Source organism: Janthinobacterium sp. 17J80-10 (genome assembly GCF_004114795.1).
In the GTDB taxonomy this organism is placed as follows: Bacteria; Pseudomonadota; Gammaproteobacteria; order Burkholderiales; family Burkholderiaceae_D; genus Paucimonas.
The window spans coordinates 2,258,867-2,284,812 of sequence record NZ_CP035311.1 but is presented as its reverse complement, the minus strand read 5'-3'; the positions used below and the strand labels follow the sequence as shown (position 1 = coordinate 2,284,812).

Sequence of the window (25,946 nt, the reverse complement as noted above, 5' to 3'; positions counted from 1 at the left end):
ATTATGTAAAATAGGCTATTCGGTTTCTTTTGCTGCCCACGTGTTCCGAATTACAAATCAAATAATTAAATGGAGACTATTGGGTGAAAAAATCCCTGATTACTTTAGCCGTTCTCGGCGCACTGTCCCCTGCGATCCAGGCGCAAACGAATATCAGGATTGGCGGCGTTATCCAGGCCGACTTGAAGCGCTACAAGATCGGCAATACGACTCGCGCCGCTTCCACTGAGTTGCGGCTTGACGATGACTACACTTCGCGGTTCTGGATAGCCGGATCCGAAGATTTGGGTGGCGGTCTTTCCGCGATTTTTAATATTGAAAATCGTTTCACTACCGACCAACGTCAATCGACTGGTCTTGCAACCGGCGCTGGCCTCGCTGACGGCGATACATGGGTGGGTCTCAAAGGCGGATTCGGACAAATCACGCTTGGCAAGCATGCGTTGTGGAGCAGCCAGGGCTTTATAGCAGAAGCCTTACTGGATAACGGCAATATCACGGCCATGCCGACCAACATGACCGCAACGCTAACCATTCTTTCCTACGTGGGCGGCACAGTCATCTCCAATACACGCGTATCCAACGTCCTCCGCTACGCCACTCCCAGTTATGCCGGCTTTACAGGGGCCGCGGCCTATTCAACGAGTGCTAACGGCACGGAAGGCACGGCCGGTAATGCCGGTATCGGCGCGCCGGCCAAGGCCTATTCCGATGGCGGTGTATTTGTCCTTACAGGCACATATTCCAATGGGCCGATATATCTGGCTTTGGCCTACTGGGATCATAAAAGAGAGGGCCGCCCGGTCAGTAGCGGTATTACTGTTGCCAACCCTGCTGGCGCATTGTTGCCGAATGCCGCCATACGCGCGCTGCGCGTTTTTCTGGTTTTTATCGTTTCCAGAATGGATGGAAAGCAGGCGTGCAATATGATCGCACCTCATTGCTGCAAGTAGGCCGGGTTGCCGATCGCACTGGCGGTGCTGACCGCACGCGTACGGCATGGGAAGTTCCGGTCAGCTATACATTCGGCAAAAATACTGTTCTGGCCCACTACACCCGCGCAGGGAATATTTCCAATACGCCAGGACGCACCGGTGCCAAGCTTGTTAGCCTTGGGTATGACTATTCTTTATCCAGACGCACGAACGTTGGCGTCTTTTACAGCCAATTGAAGAATGACGCACAGGGTGTGTACAACCCGTTTAATGCAGGCACCAGCATGACAGGGTCAACAGTCGTTGCAGGTGAATCCGTTACGACCATGGCGTTGGGCATCAAGCATGTATTCTGACGGTCTGCCACTTCCAAGGGACGAGTCGCCAACTGGCAGTTATCTCAATGCCAGCATCATGCCAGCAGTTCCGTAGAGCACTACGCAGAATAGCAAGCGCAGGCGTTCAGGCGGAAATTTATGGGCAAGCGCCACGCCCCACGAAACACTGGCAATCCCTCCCAATGCCAAAGGAATACCCACCATCCAGTCCACGTGGCCGCCTTGTGCGTAGGAGAACAAGGCAGCGACTGCCCCTGGCACGACCAAAGCCAACGCCACGCCTTGAGCCTGGGTCTGCGTCAAGCCAAATAGCGTGACCAGCGCAGGGACAACTATCAGGCCGCCACCAACGGTAAATACGCCAGACATGCCACCGCTAGCCACGCCCAAAACTGGCAAGAGCTTTTTTGACAGGATGGGAGCCCTGCCCTCGCCCGAGTGCCCAAAGCGCTGCTGCAATACGAAATAAGTCGCAAGCACGATCAGGAATGTAGCGAAAGCGGACTGGAGGAGTTGGGCATTTAAATGCGATGCAATTCGTCCGCCAATGTAGGAAGAGATGGTGGCGAGCATGCCCATCCACAGCGTGGCGCGCATGTCGATATGGTTACGCTGGCGATAGCGCAGAAATCCGATCAAGACGTTCGGCGCAATCATCACCAGTGCGGTGCCCTGGGCCAGATGTTGATCCATGCCGTATAAGATTCCCAGCACAGGAATGGCGATCAAGCCGCCACCGATGCCGAGCATACCTCCTGCGGTACCTAGACAGACGCCCAAAGCCAAATCGAGCAAAACTGCATGAACAAGTTGGGCGGTCACGGTTTTCCTGAACTTACTTACTTTAGAAAAAATTTGCGGTTGAAAGCTCAACCGCTGCGAGTGCAAGTCATATTATTCGTAATCTAACGGGATATAATTAAATTAATGGAACTTCATTCGGTCGCAAAGGTTATGAATGGACGCACTATCAGATCTTGCCTTTTTCGCCCTGCTTGTTAAACGCGGCACTCTTGCAGCAGCGGCACAGGAATTAGGCATCACGCCACCGGCAGTCAGCAAACGTCTCGCGCAAATTGAAGGGAGACTGAACGTCCGACTGCTGAATAGGACGACACGGCGGATGAGCCTTACTCCGGAAGGAGAGGCATACTTTTCAGAAGGGGAAAGAATTGTTGCAGATCTGGAAGCACTGGAACAAAGAATCTCGGGAGGAGAAAGCGTTCCAAAAGGTTTGCTGAAGATTAATGCAACCTTTGGATTCGGTCGTCAGCACATTGCGCCGCAGCTCTCCCGATTTGCCCGTCAATATCCTGATGTTGAAGCCCAGTTGCATCTCAGTGAGCGTCCTGTCAACCTGGTAGAACAGGCGTTTGACTTGGCGTTTCGTTTTGGCGAACAACCGGATGCCCGGATCACTGCAAGAAAGCTGGCGGATAACCGGCGTTTCTTGTGTGCCTCCCCGGCTTACCTGAAAAAATGGGGCGTGCCTGCCTCACCACGCGATTTGCAAAAGCATCAATGCATTGTGATACGTGAACGCGATGAGACTTATGGCAGCTGGAGCTTTCGTTCTGGCGCCAGGCAAGAGACAGTCAAAGTCCGTGGCGCGCTCAGCTCCAATAACGGTGAAGTCGCCTTGTCCTGGGCCCTGGATGCGCATGGCATCGTGCTTCGTTCAGAATGGGATGTTGCACCCTACTTGCGATCCGGGCGGTTGCGCGCCATCCTCGAGGACTGGGAGCCGCCGTCTGCGGATATTTACCTTCTTTTCCCGACCAGGACGCATCTGCTGGCAAAAACCCGGGTAATGGTGGATTTCATGCTCGAGGCCTTTGCACAATACCGGACCGACGGCAAGCCGGAAAATAAAGACAAGAAAATCATGTGGTAGAGGCCTGCTGATGAGATGGGCCCCCCCCTTCCCTTGGGCCTCCTCCTCGCCGGAGTCTTTCATTCCCAGACGGATGCAGAGGATTGCAGTTGAAAAAACCCGGATAATAGCGGCTAAATCATTTTGAACGCTATTTTGGAATTCTTTCATGGAAATTAAGGTCAACTTTCTCGACAAGCTTCGTCTCGAAGCCAAGTTCGATGATTTTACGGTGGTGGCCGATCAGCCTATCCGCTATAAGGGCGACGGCTCGGCGCCTGGCCCCTTCGATTACTTTCTGGCCTCATCGGCCTTGTGCGCGGCTTACTTTGTAAAGTTGTACTGCAATACACGCAATATTCCGACCGAAAATATCCGCCTGTCGCAGAATAATATTGTTGACCCGGAAAACCGCTACCAGCAGATTTTCAAGATTCAGGTCGAGCTGCCGGCGGATATTTCAGCCAAGGACCGCCAGGGTATTCTGCGCTCCATCGACCGATGCACGGTCAAAAAAGTCGTGCAAGCCGGGCCCGAGTTTGTGATTGAAGAGGTCGAAAACCTGGATGCCGATGCGCAGGCCTTGCTGACCTTGAAGCCCGCATCTGATGCCAGCACCTATATCGTGGGCAAGGACCTGCCATTGGAGCAGACCATCGCCAATATGTCGGGCGTTCTGGCGGCCTTGGGCATCAAGATTGAAATCGCTTCGTGGCGCAATATTGTTCCGAATGTGTGGTCGCTGCATATCCGCGATGCGCACTCGCCGATGTGTTTTACCAATGGCAAGGGAGCGACCAAAGAAAGCGCGTTGGCGTCGGCGTTGGGAGAATATATCGAGCGACTGAATAACAACCATTTCTACGCCGGGTCGTTCTGGGGCGAAGACATCGCCAACGCGGCGTTTGTCCATTACCCGAACGAGCGCTGGTTCAAGCCAGGCCGTAAAGATGCGCTGCCGGCTGAAATTCTCGATGAGTACTGCCTGCAAATTTACAATCCCGATGGCGAGCTGCGTGGCTCGCACCTGGTCGACACCAACTCGGGCAATGTGCAGCGCGGTATCTGTTCCCTCCCCTTTGTACGGCAGTCGGACGGCGCGGCTGTGTATTTCCCGTCCAACCTGGTCGAAAATCTCTACGTCAGCAATGGCATGAGTGCCGGTAATACGCTGGCCGAAGCGCAGGTGCAATGCCTGTCCGAGATTTTCGAACGGGCGGTAAAACGCGAAATCCTCGAAGGCGAAATCGCCTTGCCGGACGTGCCGCACGACTTGCTGGCGAAATACCCTGGCATCCTGGCCGGCATTCAGGGCTTGGAAGAGCAAGGCTTCCCGGTGCTGGTGAAGGATGCGTCGCTGGGCGGGGTGTACCCGGTGATGTGCGTCACCTTGATGAACCCGCGAACCGGCGGCGTGTTTGCTTCGTTCGGCGCGCACCCAAGCTTCGAGGTGGCGCTGGAACGCAGCCTGACGGAATTGCTGCAGGGGCGCAGTTTTGAAGGCCTGAACGATTTACCCCGGCCCACCTTTGCAAGTGAAGCCGTGACTGAACCCAACAACTTTGTCGAACACTTCATTGATTCCAGCGGTATCGTGTCGTGGCGCTTTTTCAGCGCCAAGGCGAATTTCGATTTTGTCGAGTGGGATTTTTCTGGCCAGGGTGAAAACTCCAATGCCGACGAAGCCGCGACCTTGCTCGGCATTCTTGAAGACATGGGTAAAGAAGTGTACACGGCGGTGTATGACCAGCTAGGCGCCGTTGCTTGCCGGATCTTGGTGCCCGGTTATTCGGAAGTCTATCCTATCGATGATTTAATCTGGGATAACACCAACAAGGCGCTGTTGTTCCGCACCGATATTTTGAACTTGCATCGCCTGGACGACGCCGGCCTGGAAGCATTGCTTGAGCGTCTGGAGAACAATGAGCTGGACGATTATGGCGACATCGCCACTCTGATCGGCATCGAATTTGACGAGAATACGGACTGGGGGCAGCTGACCGTTCTGGAGTTGAAATTGCTCATTCATCTCGCCCTGAAGCAGTTTGAAGCGGCGCATGATCTGGTGGGAGCCTTCCTGCAATACAACGACAACACGCTCGAGCGCGGCTTGTTTTATCAGGCCTTGAACGTGGTGCTGGAGGTGCTGCTGGATGAAGACATGGAACTGGACGATTACGAGGTCAATTTCCGCCGGATGTTTGGCAACCCGCGGATGGACGCGGTGATGGGATCTGTGGACGGCAGCGTGCGCTTCTTCGGCTTGACGCCAACGAGCATGAAACTGGAGGGGCTCGACCGGCACCAGCGGCTGATCGACAGCTTCAAAAAACTGCACGTGGCGCGGGCCAATGTGGCGGCCACATCCATGACACTTTAATTATTCATCCGTGCAGTTTGATGCTCTCACTGCGGGCACCGCGCTTATATTGGTGCAATTCTCCGTGAGCCTGGTTATGGCCGGGCTCTTCTTTGCACTGCCGACAGAAAAATGCACCCGGCATTGGGCACTTTCCGGTCTATGTGTCGGCATTGGCCTGACTATGGTGATTGTGAATGCCGGCGCGCCGAGATACCTGATTCTAATTTTGGGGAATAACCTCCTGATTCTCGGCCTGATCTATCAGTGGACGGGCCTGCGGGCGTTTTACAGACGGCCGCCCAGCAAAGCCGGCTGGATAGTCGGCGGATTATTCTTCATGGCGTATGCCCTGTCGTTAATTCAAAACGCCACGATTTCAGTCCGCGGACTGCTCGCGGCGATCGCCATTTTTTTGATGCTGCTCCTGTACATGTATGAGCTATTGTCAGCACAAGTGCAGAAATGGAGTTTCGCAAGACTGCTTGCTACGACTGCCGTTGCAGCCTTGCTGATTTCCTATGGGGGGCGCGTCGCACTTGCAGCATTCCAGGTGGCCGAAATACTCCCGCGCACGAATTCACTGATTTCCGTTACGCTGCTTTACTTCGTCCCGGTCGTCGGTACGCTCTTGTTGTCGAGCGCACTGCTGCTGCTGTATTTCGAGCGGATAGTCGCCGATAAAGATCATCTGGCCACCCATGATGAACTTACCAAGGTATTTAACAGGCGTGCTATCGATACCAGCGGACAAAGAGAGATTTCGGTAGCCAGGCGGCTGCGGAAACCGATGGCGATTGCTTTTGTGGACATTGATCATTTCAAGGAGATTAATGACAGGTTCGGCCATGCGGTAGGCGACCGTGTCTTGTTTCAGGTCGCCCAGGCGCTAAAAGGCGCCTGCCGCGATATCGATTTGATCGGCCGTTACGGCGGCGAGGAATTTTGTATAATTTTTCCCAACATGGACATGGAAAAATGTCACGTCGTCGGCCAGCGTCTCGTGTCCGCGGTCAATCAGTGTCGTTTCGAGATTGCCGAAAATGTGACGATCAGCGTGGGAATCGCCCTATCGCGTCTCGATGACGAAAAACACAATTGGGGAATTCTGATTGAGCGGGCTGACCACGAACTTTACAAGGCAAAGAGCGGCGGCAGAAATCGCTTTGAAGTCCATGCCGACGCATCGACTGCCGGTTCTTGAAGCAATGGCCGGTGCGGCTGCCTCACCCGGTCAGGCAGCCATTAATGCTGAGCGCAAGGCTTCCGCCAGCTTATGCGGATTGAACTTGGCGACGTAGCCATTGGCGCCTGCACTCCTGACATGGCTCTCATTGGTGGCGCCGGACAGCGATGAGTGAATGACGACCGGGATATCTTTGAGGCGGGAATCGTTCTTGATGCACTTGGTCAATGTAAAACCGTCCATTTCCGGCATTTCCAGGTCGGTCAACACCAGCGCCACACTTTGGCGGATACCTTTGCCGGTCTTTTCCGCGACTGCGGCCAACTCCTGCAAGCGCTCCCAGGCTTCCTTGCCGCTCTTGGTCATAACGAATGGCAGGTCCATGGCCCGCAAGCCTTCCTCAATCATCATGCGGGCAACCCCGGAGTCGTCGGCCGCCAGGATGATTGCACCCTCAGGAAGCTGCACGCCGCCGCCAACTTCCGATGCATCCACCTTGATTTTGCCATCCCCGTTCACGGTACGCAGGATCTGCTCGACATCGAGGACCTGGGCAAGCGTGGCCTCGCCGTTTTCCCCTTCAAGGTGCGCAATGCTCGTCACGGTTCCCGAGCCGCCAGAGACGCCTTCGGCGGGCTTGACGCGACTCCAGTCGAGGCGAACGATGTCATCGACGTTTTCCACGGCAAATGCCTGGGTCGTTCCCGCATATTCAGTGAGCATCAGGATTTTCATTTCCGCCGGCACGCAGCCAACTGCGGCGGGCAAATCGATTACCTGGATGATCTGCCCCCGCACGTTAACCACCCCCAGGATCAGGGGTGATGCGCCGGCGATGGGGGTGATCTTCACACTGGAAATGTCGAGCAACTCCCGGATCTTGAAGACATTGATGCCATACAGGGCGCTCTGGTCGGAAGCGCCCGCTTTCCCAAGCCGAAACAGCATCATTTCAAATTTGTTCTGCCCGACCAGCCGCGTGCGCTCGTCGATCTCCTGCTGCACATTTTTCATTACTCTGTCCCCTGCCATTATTATTGTGTTTACTACACCGATCATTTTGGTATGTCGGCTTGGTTTCTTCTGGTCAATACTCTCCTATCTGCAACGGATGCGCAAGCCTTTGATTGTAAGAAGCGTGTCAGTCACACAGCGCGATCCTTTGCATGTGCGCCCCGTCCGGTTTTTTGCATAAATATCCATACATTTCCGCTATCTGGGGACAAAAAACATCGACTTTTCCCTGACCCGCAGCGATTTGTCCGATTGATCGCTCAACACAAAATATATCCTGTTCGTGCCCGGCTTGCCGCTTTCAGCCGGAATACGAACCGTGACGGGTACCAGGCGGGATTCTGTCGCTCTGAACGCCACCTCGCCAGGCGTGACGAGCTGAATCCCATCGATGCCACTGACGTCAATCCGGTAACGGTGCACCTGCTCGTCAGCATTCATGATCTGCAGGCGATACACATTCTCTACCATGCCGTCTTCCACCACCCTGGCCATGACGCCACGGTCTCGAATGACATCCATTTTCAACGGCGTGTGGTTCGCCAGTCCTGCAATTAACGCGCCCACTGCCAGCAGCAGGATTGCACTGTAGATCAGGATGCGCGGTCGGTACATCCGTTGCCTGATCTGCGCGGGACGCCACTTGTTCATCACTGCATTTTCAGTGGTAAAGCGTACCAGGCCGCGTGGCGCGCCAATCTTGTCCATCACGCTGTCGCAGGCATCGATGCAGGCCGCACAGCCAATACAGTCGTACTGCAAGCCGTTGCGGATATCGATCCCTGTCGGACATACCTGCACACACAATGAGCAGTCGATGCACGTTCCGCTTGCGGATTGGGCGGCAGCGGATTTGCTCAAGGCGCCACGCGGCTCGCCTCGTTCCTTGTCGTAGCTGACGATCAGCGTGTCGGCATCAAACATCGCACTCTGAAAACGCGCATACGGGCACATGTAGCGACACACCTGCTCGCGCATCCAGCCCGCATTGCCATAGGTGGCGAAACTGTAGAACAGTACCCAAAAAAGCTGCCAGGGACCGAACGCAAACGTGGCGATTTCGAGCCCAAGCTGTTCAATCGGCGTGAAGTATCCGACAAAGGTAAAGCCGGTCCAAAGAGCGAATACACCCCAGGCGAGATGCTTGGCGCATTTTTTGGCGAGCTTGGCTGCAGCCCAGGCTTGCTTGTCGAGCCGCATGCGCGCACTCCGCTCACCCTCGATTTTCCGCTCGATCCACATGAAGATCTCGGTGTAGACCGTCTGGGGGCAAGCGAAGCCGCACCACACCCGCCCTGCAACGGCCGTGAACAAGAAAAGGGAAAACGCACAGATGATGAGCAATACCGCAAGGTAAATCAGGTCTTGCGGCCAAAGCACCAGACCCAGCAGATAGAATTTGCGCGCTGCCAGGTCAAACAGGATGGCCTGGCGCCCGTTCCACTGTAGCCACGGAAGGCCATAAAAAACGATCTGGGTCAGCCAGACACAGACCCAGCGCCAGTTCGCATACCACCCGCGCGCTTCACGCGCATATATCTGGACGCGCGGTGTGTACATTGGGGTGAAAGAAACGATCTGCTCTTGGTTACTCATGATGCATTAAGTCCCGGTAAATTGAGTGAGACTGGCAGCAGGTAACCCAAGGGTTCAGGTCGGATTACGCACTTCACAGTGCAAAGGATTGTCTTCCCTAAGCCCGGAAGAAAACAGATGCAGTTCCTGTGAAAAAATACGTATCAGATGGGAGTTGCGATCTCCTTAAGATCGAGGACGGGAGGAGGATGAAAAAAACCATTCATCATGTCTGTGCAGCGACCGGAATGTGCGGAGAACCTGCGGGAGAATGCGGCGCCAGGTTGCCGCCAGCCACGCCACGGGCATCGATGGCCTCGCGCAAGGCATCCACGATATGCTGCACATTCTTCCCGGAAAGGATACGGTCCAGCAGCGGATACAGCATTTCCTCTTCCTTCAAGCCATGCTGCTGCGCCAGGATGGTCAGGGTCTCCGCATGCAGGAGAAAGTCGGCAGGATCATGCCGCCGCACGGCATCGTCCAGTCGGGCGACAAGCCCCCTCATGCGCTGGTGCTCCAGGCGCAGCATGGCAAGCGGGGCGCCGGCATTGAACGTGACCTTTTCCATGGCTGGAAACACGATCCTTTCCTCGCTATCGATATGGCCCAGCCAGGCTTGGCAAAACGCCTGGAAGTCACTTTCGGCCTGGTGCCAGTCTTGTTGCGCAATGCTGGCCTCGACTTTCAGAAAGAGATCGTCGCAGCGCTGGTGATCGTATGCCAGATACTCGCAAATGGTTTGCATGACCTGTCCCTCCGAGGAATTGAATGCGTATTGTCATCCCTCGGAGGATGTATATTCCTTAATCCAGATTAAGGATTTTTAAAGTGATATATGCTTCTGGAAACCATTTCATAGGCGCAATCGAACCGCCTTGTTAAATTGGCAATGAAACGAAGATAAGATTGAGGTTGGCGTAAATTCGCCGCTATCCCTATAATTGCACTCCAATAACCATTCAGATCGCTTTTTATTCGTGCATATGCCGATACTAAGCGGCTGCCAAACATGATTGATCCCGCCGACGACGGTATTACCTTGCCACTGCCAGTGACAGCGCCCTGCCCGCACAGCGTGCGCTATGCTGGCGAGGCGGGCATGTTCACTGCGCATCTGATTCAAGATCTGATGGGCGACTGGTTCATCATGCGATCGTGGGGGCAAGCCAGGAAACTGGTCGCCAGCGTCGACGAAGGAATCGTCGAACTCGCCAGGATTTCCAAGTCTCTTGAAAAAAAGGGTTGCAGCCCGGTCCCGCTACTGCAGTCCGGTCTCTTTGCCTAGCCCCTGCAGCAACGCCAATCTCGACGTGCCTATTTGCCGGTATAGGCTGCCCCGGACTTGACCACCGGGACTTCTTTAACTGTTTTCCTGTCTAATGTGTCACTTGGAATGGGCACTCGCTTGGCAATTGCCATTGGGCTGCTTTAATCCCATGTGCATGTATTCCATTGCTTCAACAGACTTCGCCCATGCAAACGGAACCCGCTCTTTCCAGGCCAGTTTTTCAGCCAATTGCCGATGCAACGCTGGCGAAGGCTTTTAAATGTACTGCCAACGCCGTTGTCATTACCGATCAAGCGGGCAAAATCGTTTGGGCGAACGAGGCTTTTAGCCAATTGTCCGGCTATTCTGAAGCGGAACTTATCGGCTGTTCTCCGGCCAAGCTGAACTCCGGAAAGCAAAGCCATATGTTTTACAGTGACATGTGGCATACGATCATGTCCGGCAAGACCTGGCGCGGCATTCTGGTCGACCGGCGCAAGGACGGCATGCTGTACACGGTCGACGAAATCATCACGCCTTTACACGATAACGACGGTAACATTACGCATTTCATCGCCATCCAGCATGACATTACTCCTCGCTCCCAGGAGCAGGAACGGGAATCCTTTCTCGCCTACCATGACGTCCTCACGGGATTGTCGAATCGCGCCTACTTTCTGAGTGAACAGCAGCAAGCGATGTTTCAGGCGAAGCGAAACCAACGCACGCTTGGGCTTCTGTTCATCGATCTTGACCGCTTCAAGGACATTAACGATACGCTCGGGCATTCGATTGGCGATGGATTGCTGGTAGCCGTCGCCGAAAGGTTGCGCTCTGCGGTCAGGAAGGACGATGTGATCGCGCGAATGGGGGGAGATGAATTTGCCATACTGGTCAAGGATATCCAGGGAATCGAGGTTATTTTGGCCATGGCCAATAAGCTTCTGGAGGGGCTTTCCCAACAATTCGTGCTCGATGGACAAATTATCCATACCTATGCGAGCGTGGGTATCGCCATCTATCCGAACGGCTGTGACGACCCGGAAGTGTTGCTGAGCCAGGCAGACAAGGCAATGTACCAGGCAAAAAAAGCGGGCGGCAACAGATACCAGATCCATGCGCCCGGCACGTCGGAATTGCATTAGCCAAACCGGCGCTTTTTCCGCTGGATGCTTGCCTCGTTGCTGGCACCGCGCATTGTAACCAGCTACTTTGCCGCAACTGTCACGTTCTCCCGCACCCGGTCGTCCGGATGGACAATGACTTGTTCATCCGCCCTGATTCCCGCTAGCACTTGCGCGGCCAGGGCATTGCGTTTGCCGATCTCCACGCGCCGCTTGACAGCGTGGTCCTGCATGACGACATACGCTGCCCAGCCATTGCCATCACGAAACAAAGCGCTGGCAGGGATTTGCAAGACATCGTTGCCTTCCCAAATGATAAAGCTGGCTTCGACCCGGTACCCGTCGCCCAGCCGCTGCCATGTCGCGGACGGCGACGTGAAGGCAACAATCACCCACACACGCTGCTCTTCCACGCCCAGGGCGGAAATTTTGGTAAAGGCGCCTGGCTCGACAACCTTGACTACGCCTTCAAGCACGCCATCGCCGCCCCAGCGTTCGAATAAGACGCGTGTTCCCGGATGAATGCGCACGGCGTCCGCCGACAGCAAATCCACTTCCACCTCCAGTGCGCGCGGGTTGCCGATTTCGATCAGCGGCTGGCCGGCTGCAACCGTGCCCTCGCTCTTGTGCGCGATCTTGAGTACCTGCCCGCTCTCGGGAGAGCGAACGGCAATCGGTGTGCCCGTGCCGCCAAGGGCAGCATACTTCAATGCCGTACGCGCCGCTTCAAGTTCATAACGTGCCGTGGAAACGGAAAACCGGGCGGAGCGCAATTCCGCAGCACTGCTTTGGGCCGTTGTGGCGGCGCGGTCTTCGGCTGCTGCACTGACATGGCCGCCCTGGCGCAATGCACGCACGCGCTGGAGCTCCTTTTGAGCAATGTCGGCATTGCTGACTGCCGCACTGACACGCTGCTCGGCAACATTGACGTTCGTTGCCGCGGCGGCGATGCGGGCTTGTGCCTCGGCGCGTCGCCGCGCATCCAGGATTTCAGCGCGTGCCGGCTCCAGCTCAACCAGCATGGCGCCACGTTCGACGGCGTCCCCCACCGCCAATTGAATGCGTCGCGCATAGCCGCTTACCGGTGCGGTAACGGCATACCTGTCAACGACGCGCGTTCGCCCCTCTTGCTGCACGGTGACTTGCAATGGCCCATGGCGCGCTGTACCGACTTCCACTTCGACGGGTTGCCGCCGAAATCCGATATACAAGCCCCAGGCGATGAGGGCCGTGATCAGTACAAGGAAGGTGGCGCGACGCCATTGCACGACAGTGGACATTTTTATTCCGCCGCCTTCAGAACGCCAATCAGGTCAAGCTGGTCGAGGCGGCGCCGCACCGCCAGTCCCGACAACAGCGCTGAGGCCAGCACCACTACCGTGGCAAAGGCATAGGTTTGCGGCACCAGCACCACTGGCACGCGAAACAGGTCGTTTTGCATGGTATGCGCGATGTAATGGCACATCAATCGCCCGAGCCACAGGCCGAAAGGAATCGCAATCAGGGTGAGTATGCCAAGCTCACCGAGCAAGATGTAGGCGATTTCGGCCCGGGTAAATCCCATGACCCGCAGGCTGGCGAGTTCGCGCCCGCGTTCGGCAAGGGCGATGCGGGCGCTGTTGTAGATGACGCCGAAAGCAATGATGATCGAAAAAACGGTGGCGATATAAGTAAAAAACAGCATGGTTTCCTGCATCACGCGGTGAAAGTTGCGAATCTCCTGGATGCGCTCGGTGATGGTTGCCACGCGCGGCATGTTCTTCAGCCTGGCATATAGCGTATCGAAATGGTCCCGATCAACGCTGAGATAGGCCCCGGAAAGCGTCGGCCCCTCCTGCATGAAGCGGTTCAGGGCGGCGAGGTCCAGATACCCGGACACCCCCAGGTACTCCTTTACCACGCCGGCGACAACCGTCTCGCGCACAGGCCGGGCGCCTTCCAGCACCTCCACTACGACGGCGTCGCCGACGCGCACATCGAGCAAAGTGGCAAGAAAATCGGTCAGCAGGAGCCCTTCCGCAGGCAAATCGACGGGATGCAGATTGGTGTCAAGCAGGCGCTGGAGATCGCCGCGCGGCTCCATGCCCTGTATATTCGTGCGATAACTGCGAGATCCATGACGCAGGCGAACCGGTACTGCCCTGAATACCTCCACGTGCTTTATTTCCGGCAAGCCAAGCAAATCGAAACGGGCGCGATAAGCGGTCGGATCTGTAAAAACGATCATGAGATCCTGGCGCTGCGCCCTGCCGAACTGGATGTCGACCATGTAGCTCACCGTATCACGCTGGAACAAGGATGTGAGGATAATCCCGCCGGCCAGGGCAATGCCGAACACGGTGAGCAAGGATTTGATTCGCTGTCGCTGGATGTGGCGAACGATCATGCGCGCAGGCTGCGACAGCCAGCGCTTGACTCCCAGCTTTTCCAGCCAGGTCTCGCGATAGCGTTGCGGCGGCTCGGGACGCATTGCCTCGGCAGGCCGCAAGGTGGCCACACGCCATACGGCAAATACGGTGCCTGAAACCGCCGCCGCCAGGCTGGCTGCAACCGCTTCCAGCAGCGTTACAGGCTGCAAGGCAAACCGCAAATAGGGAAAGTGGTAGAACGCCATATAGATGCCGGCGAGCGCCTTGCCCAGCCAGACCCCAAACAGAATTCCGCCTGCTGCGCCCAGCAGGACGATCACCGACACCATCTTCAGGTAATGCCCCAGCACTTCAATATTGCTGTAGCCAAAAGCCTTGAGTGTGGCGACCTGCTCGCGCTGCAGCGTCACGAGCCGCCCGATCACCACATTCAGTAAAAACGTCGCGATCCCCATGAAAATGACCGGGAACAGGCTTGCCAGAACGCCCAATTGCTGCAACTCCTGGCTGAGGAAACGATGCGAGAGCTGATCCTTGCGGGTGTAGGCGCCCTGCCCGCCAAAGGGTTTCAGTAATTCGTCGATGCGATCGATGACGATTTGGCTGCCCGCGCCCTGGCTCAGGCTCAGCGTCAAGTCATTGAAGGCGCCATGCATGTCGTATGCCTGGCCGAGCGCGCGCCGCCCCATCCACATCACGCCATAACGCTTGTAATCGGGGAACGCCGAGCCCGGCCGCATCTGCTGGATGAATTCCGGCGACAGCGCCGTGCCCACCATCGTCAACTGCTGGCGTCGGCCATTCAGAATGGCATAAAACCGGGCGCCCGGTTGCAAGCCGTGCGCCTGGGCAAACGGCGCGCTCGCCACCACTTCATCCGGCCGCCCGGCGAGCGGCAACCGACCCTCGCGCAAATACAATGCATTCAAGCCGTGGCTGCCGCTGTCCGGCACCGACACCATCAGGGCCGCCACCGGCTGGGGAAAGTCCGGCATGTCCAGGCGCACTTGCGCCACCACCCTGGTTTCCACCTGGCCCACGCCTGGAATATCCTGCAGGCGCTGACGCAGCGATTCCGGCGCGCGCTTGAGCGTGGCAAACACCTCGGCAAAGCGGTATTCGCGGTAAAAGCTTTCCTGCGTTGCGCGCAGCGCCGCAAGTGTGCTCAAGAACATGACGAAGGTGGCGACGCCGCATGTCACCACCAAGGCAATTGCCAGCGCCTGGCTCTTCATTTGCGCCAGGTCGCGCCATAGCTTTCGGTTCAGCGCCTTCACCAGCTCAGCTCCGCGGCAAGCTTTTTTTGCAGGTTGCGCTCGATACGCGTCACCAGCCCGTTGCCGAAATAAAGGACGCGATCGGCCATGGCGGCAATCACGGCATTGTGCGTGATCACCACAGTGGTCGTGCCGAGATCGCGATTGACGCGGGCAATGACGTCAAGCACCATCACGCCGGTCTGGGCGTCGAGCGCACCGGTTGGCTCGTCGCACAACAGCACCTGCGGGCGCTTGGCGACTGCCCGGGCGATGGCGACACGCTGCTGCTCGCCGCCGGACATCTGGGCCGGGAAATGATCGAGGCGTTCGCCCAACCCCACCAGGGAAAGCGCTTCTTCCGGCGACATCGGATTGGTGGCGATCTCGGTTACCAAAGCGACGTTTTCCCGCGCGGTGAGGCTGGGAATGAGGTTGTAAAACTGGAATACAAAGCCGATGTACGTGCGCCGATACTGGGTCATTGCGGCGTCATCCGCCAGATTCAGCTCGCGCCCGGCATACCGCAATGTCCCGCTGGTCGGCGTATCCAGGCCGCCCAGGATATTGAGCAGGGTCGACTTGCCGCTTCCCGACGGGCCCAGCAGCACAACCAGCTCGCCTGCGTACAGATCAAGATCGACGCCGCGTAATGCCTGCACTTGCACATCCCCCATTTGATAGACCTTGGTAAGGCCGCGGGCTTCGAAGACCGGGCGTGGCACGGCCGCTTCCGGCTTGGCCTGGCCAACCATGGCTAGTCCTGCCCACGCCGACGGAATTGCGCCATTGCTGCACTCCTTTCAGTTCATGCCGGCAAGCATATGGCGAGCCCGGTTGATTCCGATTAGATATCGCTATTCAAAAATGGTCTTGGCGTTCGAGCAGAATCTACTTTGATTTTCATCAAAAGCCGAGATGCGCCAACTCTTACCATCGGCGTTCTCCCACTCCCAAAGCGGAGAGAAAATGGCGCATTCCGCGACGTTGCCGCACGGTCCCAACCGCAGCTATTACCACCTGAATCAGGTGCCGCTGACTGGCCATGCCTGCCAGGGCCTTGCGTGCTTTGCCGCGCGCAAGGAAGATTCGCAGCGCTGGGCGCAGGCGCATGCCCGCATGCCGGCCATTTATTGCCTTGGTCGTTGCTACCAGGCGCCCGCAGCATTCGGCGACAACGCCCGCCCCCATGTCGAAGCGCTGGCACGCGAGACTGTTCTTTTAGGCAATCTCCGCAATGGCGGTGTACACAGCCTGGCGTCGTACCTGGCGAACGGCGGCGGCGCGGCGCTGCGACAAGCCCTGGACATGCCCCCTGCCGCCTTGATCGCTTCGATCGCCGAATCAGGCTTGCGCGGACGCGGCGGCGCCGGCTTTCCCACCGGACGGAAGTGGGCTGCGGTGGCGGCGGCAAGCGGCCCCCGCAAATATGTCGTGGCCAATGCCGATGAAGGCGATCCGGGCACCTTCAGCGACCGCATGCTGATGGAAGACGACCCGTTTCTCCTGATCGAAGCCATGCTGATCGCCGCACTGGCGGTGGGCGCCGAACATGGCTATATCTACCTGCGCAAGGAATACCCGGGTGCACAGGCGAGCCTGGCTTCGGCGCTGCAGCAAGCGCATGAAGCAGGATGGCTGGGGCCGCAGGTGCTGGATTCACCGCATCGCTTCGAGATCGAAATGATCATCGGCCAGGGCAGCTATGTCTGTGGCGAGGAAACCGCCATGCTGAACGCGATCGAAGGAAAGCGCCCGGAAGTACGTCTGCGCCCGCCGCAGATTGCCGAATACGGCCTGTTCAATCTGCCGACCCTGGTCAACAATGTCGAAACCCTGTGTGCCGTGCCCTGGATCGTGACGCATGGCGCCCAGGCATACGCCCGTTTGGGCACGTTGGCAAGCCGCGGCACCAAGCTGGTTTCGTTGAATTCCCTGTTCCGTCGCCCGGGCCTGGTTGAAGTGGAATTCGGCATGCCACTGCGGCACATCGTCGACGAGGCCGGCGGCGGCTTGAAGCGCGGCCGCCTGCTGGGCCTCATGGTTGGTGGTCCGCTCGCCGGCCTGGTGCCGCCCGCCCTGCTCGACACGCCCTTCTGCCACGAAGAACTGCAACGCATCGGCTGCGCGGTCGGGCATGGCGGCATGATTGCCTTTGCCGACGACACGACGATTCCAGAAATAATGGCGGAAGTATTCCGCTTCGGCGCGCTGGAATCATGCGGAAAATGCACGCCCTGCCATCTCGGCAGCCCGGAACTGGCGCGCATGTGGCAAGCCGCTGTGGCCGGCGAACGCATTAGCCGGCCACGCTGGGATGCGCTCATCGATGCGCTGTTGGCAACCAGCCTGTGCGGCCACGGACGGGGATTGGCGGAGTTTGCGCGCGCAATCGAGCGGCATTACCCCCTGGAGCTGGAAAAATGCTTCGCCTGACGCTGAATGGCGCGCCAATGGCATGTTCCGCCGACGCAACGCTTCTGCAGGCGCTCCAGGCAAGCGGCTGCAATATTCCGGCGCTTTGCCATGACGCCCGCTTGAAGCCCGCTGGCGCCTGCCGGCTGTGCCTGGTGGAAGTCGCGGGCGAGCCGCGTCCGGTCGCGAGCTGCACGGCACGGCCGGTAGAGGGCATGGCAATCCGTACTGACACGCCCGCGTTACGCGCGCTATGCCGCACCAATCTGTCCCTGCTCGCGGCTCACTACCCCGCCGATGCGGTAATGCAGGATCCGGCCCATCCCTTCCATCGCCTGCTCGACGAATACGGCGTTATTCCGGGCAACCAGGCGCGTCCCGCCCTGTTTCATGACGATAGCCACCCGTATCTTGGCGTCGACATGGACCGTTGCATTAGCTGCTACCGTTGCGTGCGGATCTGCGATGAGGTGCAGGGGCAGTCGGTCTGGTGGACCTGGCAACGCGGCGAACAGACGCACGTCGCGCCCGATGCCGAGACGCTGCTCGAAGGTGGCTGCGTCTCCTGTGGCGCTTGCGTCGACAGTTGTCCCAGCGGCGCGCTGTTCGACAAGCGCAGCTCGGCGCCGGAGCGCTGGACCCGCAGCACTTGCGTCTACTGCGGCGTCGGCTGCCAGATGGAAGTCGGCAGCCAAAACGACCGCGTGGTGCAGGTGCGCCCTGCCGACAGCCCGGTCAACCGCGGGCACCTGTGCGTCAAGGGGCGTTATGCTTTCGAATTCAACCATGCTACGGACCGGGCTTCGACGCCGATGCTGCGCCAGGATGGTGAATGGCAAGCTGTCAGCTGGGAAGAGGCCCTCGATTACACCGCCGCCAGATTGCAGGATATCGTGGAGCGCGACGGCGCCGATGCCATTGGCGTGCTCGGTTCGGCCCGCGCCACCAACGAGGAAAATTACCTGGCGCAGAAATTCGCCCGCGTGGTGCTGGGAACGAACAATGTCGATTGCTGCGCCCGCGTCTGCCACACGCCTTCGGCCAAGGCATTGAAGACCATGCTGGGCACCGGCGCGGCGACCAATTCCTTCGACGATATCGAGCGCACGCAGCTTTTTCTTCTGTGCGGTTGCAATCCGACCGAGAACCATCCCATCGTCGGCGCCCGCGTCAAGCAGGCGGTGCGCAATGGCGCGCAACTGATCGTCATCGACCCGCGCCGCATCGAGCTGGCAGATTACGCCACGCTGCACCTGCCGGTGCGTATCGGCCACAATATCGCGCTGTTCAATGCCATGGCGGCAGCGATTGTCGAGGAAGGCTTGCTGGACCAGGATTTTGCCGCCGGGCGCGTCGACGGGCTGGACAAGTTTTCTGCCTTCATTCGCGACTATGCGCCGGAAAAAGTGGCGCAGGCGTGCGGCATTCCTGCCGCCACGATCCGTGCCGCCGCCCGCCTGTACGCAGGCACCAGGCCTGCCATGTGTTTTCATGGGCTGGGGGTGACCGAGCATACGCAAGGCACGGAAGGTGTGATGGCGCTGATCAATCTTGCGCTCCTGACAGGCAATCTGGGCAAGCCGGGCGCCGGCATCAATCCCCTGCGCGGCCAGAACAATGTGCAAGGCGCCGCGCAGATGGGCTGTGATCCGAATTCGCTGACGGGCGCGCAGTCGATTCCGCAGTCCCGCGCCCGGTTTGAATCAATCTGGCAGGCGCCGATTCCGGAAAGCCATGGACTTGACCTCATGGAGATGATGGACGCCGCGTCTGCGGGCAAGCTCAAGGCATTGTGGGCCTTTGGCTATGACGTGTACCTTACGCTTGCGAACGCCAACCAGACCGGCCATGCGCTGGGAAACCTGTCCCTGGTGATCATTCAGGACCTGTTCATGAATGAAACCGGGCGCGCCTTCGGCCATGTCTTCCTGCCCGCTGCCAGCGTATTTGAAAAAGACGGCACCTTCATGAATTCGGACCGGCGCGTGCAGCGGGTGCGTCAAGCCATCCCGCCCTACGGCGATTCCCGGCCAGATTGGTGGATCATCCAGCAGCTGGCAGCGCGCATGGGGCACGCCAGCCAATTTTCGTTCGCTGGCCCGCAAGCCATCTGGAATGAAATCAGGACTGTCTGGCCAGCCGGCGCCGGATTGTCATATGCCCGCCTGGAGCATGAGAGCATCAACTGGCCCTGCCCTGCCGAAGACCATCCCGGCACGCCATTCCTGCATGGCGGACAGTTTGCGATTGGCCCGCGCGCGACGCTGGCGTGCATTGCGGACATCCCCTCGGCCGAACAGTGCGACGCCGACTACCCGTTCATGCTCACCACGGGTCGCACGCTCGCCCATTTCAACGCCGGCACCATGACTTACCGCACACCCAATGCGGTGTTGCAGGCGTCCGATACGCTTGACATGGCATTGAGTGATGCGCAGAGGCTTGGTTTGCAGAGCGGTGAAATCGTGCAACTCGTCAGCCGTCACGGCAGTGCCGTCTTGCCGCTGCGTATATCCGGCACGGTCAAGCCTGGCGAATTGTTCACGAGCTTTCATCGCGCTGAGCTGCTGATCAACCGTATTACGTCACCGTACCGTGATCGCATGGTGAAATCGCCGGAATACAAAGTGACTGCCGTGCGCGTCAATCGGCTCTAAGCGGCGGCATCCGGCAATCCAGTCAGGCAGACAAATTATGGTACATCTCTTCTTCTTGACAGAAATGCAGACGCAGTATGGCTTCCAGCGCATAGAGCAAGTGTCGTAATTCATGCAACGCCGTCTCGCTCTGGCCATCACTGAGCAAGTTTCTGGCAAGTGTTTCAACCTTGCGGCCAAGGCGAAATATTTCACGATGGGCGGTACTCATCGACGCCAGAGGGTCATCGCCGCCAATCAGGCTTGCCACGCGCGGATAGACATGCCTCTCATCGCTGGATTCATGCGGCAGTAATTCTTCATGAAGCGCATCATTTAGCCACAGGAGTTCTTGCGCAATCGCGGGCGGCGGCAACGCGGAAATCCGGTCTGCCAGCCGGCGAATGCGGTCGATGATCGGCACGAGGCGTGCGTGCTCCGCATTCAGTCGCCTGACTTCATCGTGCGGCAGCCTTGCCGCGGGGCTGGTTTTCTCCAGCCGGAGCACGCGCAAGGCATTGAGAATGACGGCAACGTCAATTGCTTCTTGCAGGATTGCGCCGGCCACTGGCGGCAAATAGCCAAATGCGGCAATCAGCATGGCGCCAACCGACAAGCCCATGCCGGCAATGGCGCTCTGGATGGCAATTGCGCGCGCTTTGCGGCAAATGCGCACGCCTGATGCCAGCCTGTCCAGGCGGTCCACCAGCAGCACCAACTGCGCCGATTCGGCGGCGGCAGCCGCACCGCGCGCGCCCATTGCCACGCCAACATTTGCGGCGGCTAGCGCAGGAGCATCATTGATGCCGTCACCGACCATCATGACGGCGCCGTCAGCACGCGCCAAGGCAATCGTTTCCTGCTTGGACGCCGGGGTCTGCTGCGCCATCACCTTGTCTACGCCGAGCAAGCCGCCAATTGCGTCGGCAACATCGCTCCGGTCCCCCGTCAACATGACAATCCGGCCAATTCCCGCGGCGCGCAGCAGCCGCATCGCACGGGGCGTATCCAGCCGGACTTCGTCCGCCATTTGCAGCAGGCCGCTCATCTTGCCGTCGATGGCAACGCAAACCGCGGCATTGCCTTCTTCGCCGGTTTGCGCCATGAGATCGGCCGGCCACGCCGGCTTTTCACACTGCGCTGACACGTACGCGCGGGTCCCTGCCGCAACACTGACATTGCCAACACGGCCTGCAAGGCCCGCGCCAGGCTCTTCGGTGACACTTGTTGGAATCGTCAGCTCCAGTCCTCGCTCATGGGCCGCCGCGACGATCGCCTGGGCAATCGCATGACTCGACATCTGCTCAAGCGAGGCGGCCAGCCTGAGCACTTCTTCCTGGGTGACCCATGGCGCGGCAAGGATACCGGACAGCCGCGCCTTGCCGCCGGTGAGTGTCCCGGTCTTGTCGAAAAATAAAGTTTTTACCTGGGCCATTTGCTCGATGGCACTGCCATGCTTGATCAGCACACCGTGCTGGGCACAGCGCGACATCGCGCAAAACAGCGCGACCGGCACGGCCAATATCAGGGGGCAAGGCGTGGCGACAACGATCACGGCCAGCGCCCGAACCGCGTCACCGGTTGCCAGCCAGGCGATGCCGGCAATGCCCAGAGACAGGGGAATGAAGAGCACGGCATAGCGGTCCGCCAGGCGCGCGACTGGCGCCTTCGATTGCTGCGCTTTCTCGACCAGGTGAACAATGTGGGAATAGGTGCTGTCTTCCGCCTTGCGCGTTGCCAGCATGTCAAACGCGTCGGCGGCATTGATGATGCCGCTCGCCAGCATGCTGCCCTTTGCATAGGATACGGGCAATGACTCCCCGGTCAAGGCCGATTCGTCTACTGCGGCGACATCGGAAAGCAGTTGCCCGTCAATCGGCACGATATCGCCGGCGCGCACGAGGATGCGGTCGCCCGGCTGGATGGCTTCCAGGCTTACCTGCGCCAGGCCCGTGGCTTCATATCGGTTGGCGGTGCGTGGGGCACGGCCAAGCAATGCAGACATTTCGCGGCGCGCGCGATTTTCAGCGTATTGCTCCAGGGTGCGCCCGCTCGCGTACATCAACGCAATAACGGCGCCGGCAAAGTATTCTTGCAGCGCGATGGCGCCGCCAATCGACAGCAGTGCGATCACGTCCAGGCCGATCTCCCGGCGCAAAATCGCCATGAAAGTATCGATCAGCGCGCCCGTCAGCACCACGGCTGAGGCAAGCAGCCACAGTCGATCGGCAATGTCGGCATGCCCTAGATGACGCAGCACCCCGCCGACCAATAGCAGAGCCGCAGAGATGCCCGTCTGAAGGTATATGGATCTGCACATCATTTCGTAGGCAAAATCGAACTGACCTAGACGACTGAAACTGGCGCCTTAACAGTTCATCTGAATTCGTTCTCTGCCAATGCGCCCTGCTCGCGGCCGGACAGCAAATGTCGAATCTTTTGCGCCAGTTCTTCGCGGCGATAGGGTTTGCTTATCAAGTGTACGCCTGCGTCCAGCCGGCCGCCGTGCACGATGACATCTTGCGTATAACCAGAGGTGAACAAGATGACGATATTCGGGACCAAGGTCTTTGCCTGTCTTGCCAGATCCGGACTGCGCAATTCGCCGGGCATCACGACATCGGTAAACAACACGTCCACTGAAACACCGCTCTTGAGGATAACCAGGGCGCTTGCTGCATTCTGTGCCTTCAATACACGATAGCCCAGGCTGGTCAGCATCTCCACCACCGTCGCCTGCACGGCAATATCGTCCTCGACCACGAGAATTGTTTCGCTCCCGCCGGCAATTGGGCCGGCGTCATGTCCTGGCACATCGGACTCCGATTCCAGGGAGCGGGGAAAATACATCATGATCGTAGTGCCGTAGCCAACCGCGCTGTGGATCTGAAAATGGCCGCCGCTTTGTTTGACAAATCCGTAAACCATGGGCAGTCCCAATCCCGTCCCTTCCCCTTCCGCCTTCGTGGTGAAGAAAGGGTCACACGCTTTTGCAACGATCTCGGAGGGCATGCCGGTTCCTGAATCCGACACGGCAAACATGACATAGGACCCCGGGGAAACGTCAAGGAAAGGGGCAACGTAGTGCTCGTCCAGCACCGAGTTAATCACTTCGATGGTCAGCATGCCGCCATTTGGCATGGCATCCCTGGCATTGAAGGCGAGGTTCAGCAATGCATTTTCAAGCCGGTGCGGGTCGACCGACATATTCCAGATACCGGCAGCGATTACAGTCTTGACCGTAATTTCTTCGCCAAGGGCGCGTTTTAACATGTCATCCATGCCGTGGATGATCTTGTCCGGGTTGACGATCACCGGCTGCAACGGTTGGCGCCGGGCGAAGGCTAGCAGCTGCGATGACAATTTTCCGCCGCGCTCGACAGCGGCATTTGCGGCCTCGAGGCGCTTGGCAGCCATCTCGTTACTGCCGAGCTGGAATTGCAAAAGCTGCAAATTGCCACCAATAACCTGGAGGATGTTATTGAAATCATGCGCGACACCCCCAGTCAGCTTGCCGATGGACTCCAGTTTTTGGGCATTGTGGAGCGCTGTATGCGCGTCTTCCAGAGCCCTGGTGCGTTCCGCGATGATCGTTTCCAGCTCGGCCTGGTAACGCTTGAGTTCATCCTGCGCGAGTTTTCGGTTGGTGACATCGTTGCCTTGAACGAAAATGCCGATCACCTTTCCATCTTCGCCGGTAATTGGCTGGTAAACGAAATCCAGGTAACGGGTTCTTTTGGGCCGTTCCGGGTGCTCCTGGAACGTAATCGGAAGGTCTTCGCCGATATACGGCTTGCCTGTTTCAAACACTTCGTCAAGCAGCGTGAGAAAACCCTGGCCGGCGATATCCGGCAAGGCTTCCTGTGCCGGCCTGCCGATCAGGTTACGATGTCCCACCAACTGGTAATAAGCCTTGTTGGCCAGCTCGATGACATGATTGCGTTGCATTAGAACGCAAATAAAGCCTGGCGCCTGATCGAATAAGGCAAGCAAATGCGTTTTATCCCCCTGAAGCTGACGCGCCCGCTGAAGCGCCAGTTCCGCCTTGTTCAAGGCATCGGTGCGCTCGACAATCAGCTTTTCCAATGCTTCCTGCTTGCGTTCGACCTGTTCTTGCGCGCGTACACGATCGGTTACATCGCTGCCTTGAGAAAAAATGCCGATGACCTTGTTGTCGTTGTCAAAAATTGGCTGGTAAACAAAGTCGATATAGCGGATCTCTCCCGGCTCATCCGGGACTTTGTTGACGGTGATCGGGCTGGAACGGCCGATAAACGGCTCGCCACTGCTGAAAACCCGATCCAGCAACTCGAAGAATCCTTGTCCTTCCAGCTCGGGCAATGCCTGACGGACAGGTTTTCCTATCACGTCCCGATACTGGGCAAGCTGGGCATGGGCTTCATTTGCCAGTTCATAGACATGCTCGGGGCCACGAAAAAAGCAGATGAAGCCGTGCGCCTGATCGAACAGTCGGACCAGGTCTTCGTATTCGGCGGTTTTTGCCTGCAGTGCCGCCTCGCGCGCGCGCTCAACCGTGAGCATCGCCTCGCGCCTCTCCGTAATGTCGCGGGTGACCTTGGCAAAGCCAAGCAGTGCTCCGCTGTCGTCGTAGACCGGATCAATGACGACGCTGGCCCAGAACCGGCTTCTGTCCTTGCGCAGCCGCCAGCCCTCCGCTTCAAAGCGGCCTTCACGGAGCGCAGTTGCAAGCGCGCGCTGCGGCATCCGGGCCGCACGGTCTTCATCTGTATAAAAGCTGGAAAAGTGCATGCCGATGGCTTCTTCATCGGTGTAACCCTTGATGCGATGCGCACCCGGGTTCCAGTTGGTAACTTCCCCCTCCGGGGAAAGCATATAGATTGCGTAGTCGGTGACGCCTTTAACCAGATAGCGAAAGCGGCGCTCACTCGCCAGCAATGCTTCCTGCGCCGCCCTTTTATCCGAAATATCCCGTGTTACCTTGGCAAATCCCAGCAGTTCGCCTGATTCATCCCGAACAGGATCAATGACGACGCTGGCCCAAAATCTTGAGCCGTCCTTGCGAACGCGCCACCCTTCGCTCTCAAATTTACCCTCGCGCTCAGCGATCTCGAGCGCGCGCCGGGGCAACTGCGCCAGGCGGTCTTCTTCCGTATAAAAAAGCGAGAACGGTAGCCCGACGATCTCAGCTGCAGTGTGGCCTTTGAAACGGGCAGCGCCCGGATTCCAGGTGCTGACGATCCCTTCTGGCGTGAGCATGTAGATCGCGTAATCCGTGACGCTTTCAACCAGAAGTTCATAACGGCGGGAGAGACTGAGTCGCTGTGCATCCACAGCTGATTCTTGTGGCATAGAACCTTGAGTAGTATTGCTGCAGGAAAAACAGTCGTTTGAAAGGGCGCCTGACCGTGCCCCGAACTCGCTTGAAAAGTCGCGTAATAATTCTACTGCAAAGCTATCATGGAAGTTGTGTATAGTTCAACCTTGCAACGAACAAATTGAAAGCCCCTGGGGCGCTTTTCCCCGTCGCATGGGAATGTAACAATTCGATTGCAAAGAATTTTTAGAATGCAATCGTTCCTGTAAAATTGACGCCATGAAAGAATTGCGGCCACCA

Annotated in this window: 18 protein-coding genes; 9 read left to right on the top strand and 9 right to left on the bottom strand. The window is 57.9% G+C overall.

All coding sequences use genetic code 11. The annotated features are described in order from the left end of the window. The first annotated feature begins 83 nt into the window (after nucleotides 1-83). Nucleotides 84-953: a porin gene (locus EKL02_RS10300; protein ID WP_128901962.1), complete on the top strand. Its 870-nt coding sequence runs from the start codon at nucleotides 84-86 to the stop codon at nucleotides 951-953. Beyond that, nucleotides 920-1,291 carry a porin gene (locus EKL02_RS18675; RefSeq protein ID WP_164932006.1) on the top strand — a complete coding sequence of 124 codons (372 nt, stop codon included), beginning with the start codon at nucleotides 920-922 and terminating at the stop codon, nucleotides 1,289-1,291. Before EKL02_RS10300 ends, EKL02_RS18675 begins: the two co-directional genes overlap by 34 nt. 39 nt (nucleotides 1,292-1,330) lie before the next feature. Here the strand turns inward: EKL02_RS18675 and EKL02_RS10290 are convergent, their stop codons facing one another. Next, nucleotides 1,331-2,095 (bottom strand): sulfite exporter TauE/SafE family protein, encoded by a 765-nt coding sequence (locus EKL02_RS10290; RefSeq protein WP_128901960.1) that lies wholly within the window; start codon nucleotides 2,093-2,095, stop codon nucleotides 1,331-1,333. A 136-nt stretch (nucleotides 2,096-2,231) separates the two neighbouring features. Between EKL02_RS10290 and EKL02_RS10285 the strand changes: the two genes are divergently transcribed. The 3 genes from EKL02_RS10285 to EKL02_RS10275 all read left to right on the top strand — a co-directional run bounded on the left by EKL02_RS10285 (nucleotide 2,232) and on the right by EKL02_RS10275 (nucleotide 6,709). Next, complete coding sequence (locus EKL02_RS10285; protein ID WP_128901959.1) at nucleotides 2,232-3,167, top strand: LysR family transcriptional regulator; 936 nt, start codon at nucleotides 2,232-2,234, stop codon at nucleotides 3,165-3,167. Between the two features lie 148 nt (nucleotides 3,168-3,315). Continuing rightward, complete coding sequence (locus tag EKL02_RS10280; RefSeq protein WP_128901958.1) at nucleotides 3,316-5,526, top strand: OsmC domain/YcaO domain-containing protein; 2,211 nt, start codon at nucleotides 3,316-3,318, stop codon at nucleotides 5,524-5,526. 10 nt (nucleotides 5,527-5,536) lie between these two features. Beyond that, nucleotides 5,537-6,709: a GGDEF domain-containing protein gene (locus EKL02_RS10275; protein WP_128901957.1), complete on the top strand. Its 1,173-nt coding sequence runs from the start codon at nucleotides 5,537-5,539 to the stop codon at nucleotides 6,707-6,709. A 30-nt stretch (nucleotides 6,710-6,739) separates the two neighbouring features. On the opposite strand, the gene EKL02_RS10270 is transcribed toward EKL02_RS10275, so the two are convergent. The 3 genes from EKL02_RS10270 to EKL02_RS10260 form a co-directional block, all read right to left on the bottom strand. Further along, nucleotides 6,740-7,705, bottom strand: coding sequence for a chemotaxis protein (locus EKL02_RS10270; protein WP_128901956.1), 966 nt, complete (start codon nucleotides 7,703-7,705; stop codon nucleotides 6,740-6,742). A 198-nt stretch (nucleotides 7,706-7,903) separates the two neighbouring features. Beyond that, a complete protein-coding gene (gene ccoG, locus EKL02_RS10265; RefSeq protein WP_128901955.1) occupies nucleotides 7,904-9,301 on the bottom strand; it encodes a cytochrome c oxidase accessory protein CcoG in 1,398 nt (465 codons plus the stop codon). Nucleotides 9,302-9,506: 205 nt separating this feature from the next. Then, a complete protein-coding gene (locus tag EKL02_RS10260) occupies nucleotides 9,507-10,028 on the bottom strand; it encodes a hemerythrin domain-containing protein (protein ID WP_128901954.1) in 522 nt (173 codons plus the stop codon). 264 nt (nucleotides 10,029-10,292) lie between these two features. Here EKL02_RS10260 and EKL02_RS10255 point away from each other — a divergent pair, with 264 nt between their 5' ends. Then, the gene (locus EKL02_RS10255) at nucleotides 10,293-10,568 is read left to right on the top strand and encodes a hypothetical protein (RefSeq protein WP_128901953.1); all 276 of its coding nucleotides are present in this window, start codon (nucleotides 10,293-10,295) and stop codon (nucleotides 10,566-10,568) included. 188 nt (nucleotides 10,569-10,756) lie between these two features. Beyond that, a complete protein-coding gene (locus tag EKL02_RS10250; protein ID WP_128901952.1) occupies nucleotides 10,757-11,695 on the top strand; it encodes a GGDEF domain-containing protein in 939 nt (312 codons plus the stop codon). A 62-nt stretch (nucleotides 11,696-11,757) separates the two neighbouring features. Here the strand turns inward: EKL02_RS10250 and EKL02_RS10245 are convergent, their stop codons facing one another. Genes EKL02_RS10245 through EKL02_RS10235 form a run of 3 tightly spaced genes read right to left on the bottom strand, consistent with a single transcriptional unit; the run spans nucleotide 11,758 to nucleotide 16,054 of the window. Next, on the bottom strand, nucleotides 11,758-12,954 hold the full coding sequence (locus tag EKL02_RS10245; protein WP_128901951.1) for an HlyD family efflux transporter periplasmic adaptor subunit: 1,197 nt from the start codon (nucleotides 12,952-12,954) through the stop codon (nucleotides 11,758-11,760). 2 nt (nucleotides 12,955-12,956) lie between these two features. Then, complete coding sequence (locus tag EKL02_RS10240) at nucleotides 12,957-15,320, bottom strand: ABC transporter permease (protein WP_128901950.1); 2,364 nt, start codon at nucleotides 15,318-15,320, stop codon at nucleotides 12,957-12,959. Next, a complete protein-coding gene (locus tag EKL02_RS10235; RefSeq protein ID WP_128901949.1) occupies nucleotides 15,317-16,054 on the bottom strand; it encodes an ABC transporter ATP-binding protein in 738 nt (245 codons plus the stop codon). The genes EKL02_RS10240 and EKL02_RS10235 overlap by 4 nt, the downstream gene beginning before the upstream one ends. A 214-nt stretch (nucleotides 16,055-16,268) precedes the next feature. On the opposite strand from EKL02_RS10235, the gene EKL02_RS10230 reads away from it, so the two are divergent. Further along, nucleotides 16,269-17,735: an NADH-ubiquinone oxidoreductase-F iron-sulfur binding region domain-containing protein gene (locus EKL02_RS10230; RefSeq protein ID WP_241687684.1), complete on the top strand. Its 1,467-nt coding sequence runs from the start codon at nucleotides 16,269-16,271 to the stop codon at nucleotides 17,733-17,735. Then, a complete protein-coding gene (fdhF, locus tag EKL02_RS10225) occupies nucleotides 17,723-20,371 on the top strand; it encodes a formate dehydrogenase subunit alpha (protein WP_128901947.1) in 2,649 nt (882 codons plus the stop codon). Before EKL02_RS10230 ends, fdhF begins: the two co-directional genes overlap by 13 nt. Nucleotides 20,372-20,393: 22 nt before the next feature. Here fdhF and EKL02_RS10220 read toward each other — a convergent pair whose 3' ends face one another. Next, a complete protein-coding gene (locus tag EKL02_RS10220; RefSeq protein WP_241687683.1) occupies nucleotides 20,394-22,670 on the bottom strand; it encodes a heavy metal translocating P-type ATPase in 2,277 nt (758 codons plus the stop codon). A 56-nt stretch (nucleotides 22,671-22,726) separates the two neighbouring features. After that, the gene (locus EKL02_RS18570; protein WP_128901945.1) at nucleotides 22,727-25,681 is read right to left on the bottom strand and encodes a PAS domain S-box protein; all 2,955 of its coding nucleotides are present in this window, start codon (nucleotides 25,679-25,681) and stop codon (nucleotides 22,727-22,729) included. Nucleotides 25,682-25,946: the final 265 nt, after the last annotated feature.